Source organism: Vibrio sp. 2033, assembly GCF_033339735.1.
In genome coordinates this window covers 1-657 of sequence record NZ_JAWOVC010000426.1, presented here as the reverse complement: position 1 = coordinate 657, position 657 = coordinate 1, and the positions used below count along the sequence as shown (strand labels likewise).

Here is a 657-nt window from a genome sequence, read left to right as displayed (position 1 = left end):
AAATAAGCGTAAGTCTTCTGCGAAACCCAAAGCCGCAGTAAACGACACCAAAACCGCACCGAAAGTAGAAGTAGAGCCATCATTTTTGATTCGCTGGCGCTTCCATTTATTGCTGTTTTTTGTTTTCTGCGCCTTTGCGCTTCTTGTCGCTCGTGTGGCCTATATTCAAATCATCGAGCCGGATAATCTCATTAAGCAGGGCGATCTACGTTCGATTCGTGTTAAGTCTATCCCGTCTGCACGAGGCATTATTTCTGATCGCAATGGTGAACCTTTAGCGGTGAGTGTGCCTGTTGAAGCGGTTTGGGCCGATCCAGCCACCATTTTTAAAGAAAATGCACTAAGTCAGAAACAAAACTGGTATGCCTTAGCTGACGTGTTAGGTGTGGATCGCCAAGGCCTGATTGACAAAATCAAGCGCAACGAAAATCGTCGCTTTATTTACCTGCAGCGTCAGGTGAGCCCAGCAATGGCAAACTACATTCGTGAACTGAAGCTACCAGGTATTGGTCTTAAGTCGGAGTCTCGTCGTTATTACCCGGCTGGCGAAGTCAGTGCGCACCTTGTCGGTGTGACAGGCATTGACGGTCATGGCCTAGAGGGGGTTGAGCGCAGTTACGATGAATGGCTAACCGGTGAAGAAGGTAAAAAGACCAT

1 pseudogene is annotated in these 657 nt (G+C 47.9%); it reads left to right on the top strand.

The annotated features are described in order from the left end of the window. Positions 1-657 (top strand): annotated as a pseudogene (locus R7P74_RS26980) (peptidoglycan glycosyltransferase FtsI); the annotation flags it as partial.